The organism is Psychrobacter sp. 1Y4, from assembly GCF_051847555.1.
Map to the genome: position 1 here is coordinate 1 of NZ_JBPYDE010000850.1, position 592 is coordinate 592.

Genomic DNA, 592 nt, shown 5'->3' on the forward strand with positions numbered 1-592 from the left:
TCGTTGCAAAGACTCGAGCAAGCCAAGAGTATCACGGGTTATCACCACGTGGCGTGCTATCGCTACAGCGTGCTGCACAGGCTTATGCATATGTGTCAGGGCATATGGAGGTGACGCCTGAAGATATCCAAGCGGTCTTTGCTGCCGTGGCTGATCATCGTCTCGGTCAGCGTTTTACACCTGCACAAGTGGTAGGTGGGCAAGCACCGCAGACCATCGCCCAACGCATCTTAGCAGACGTGCCTGTCATCGTTTAGCTGTCTATATTGTAGTACGAGCAGGTTTGATAATACATGGCCATATCATTGAGTCCGTTAGTCTGAGGACAAGCGACTAGAGTCAATTACATGGTAAGAATAGGGTAGTCATGAGCTTTTTACCAAAAGCCTTAACCGCGTCAATCAGGTCAGCAATGAGCCGTTGGTTTGCCTCGCGTGCACCCAAAAATGATAGCGCGACGCTCAATCTACGCAACGTCTATATTTTTTTTAGTCGTGAGGGCATGCTATTTGCCGTGCTATTAGTGATTACCTTTATCGCGGGTATCAATTATGGCAACAACTTGGTGCTTGGCTTGTGTTTTTATCTAGTC

At 48.1% G+C, this 592-nt stretch carries 2 pseudogenes; both read left to right on the plus strand.

The features are described from left to right. Positions 1 to 257: pseudogene (locus ACS8FC_RS19210) on the plus strand (AAA family ATPase); the annotation flags it as partial. Between the two features lie 110 nt (positions 258 to 367). Beyond that, a pseudogene (locus ACS8FC_RS19215) lies at positions 368 to 592 on the plus strand (hypothetical protein); the annotation flags it as partial.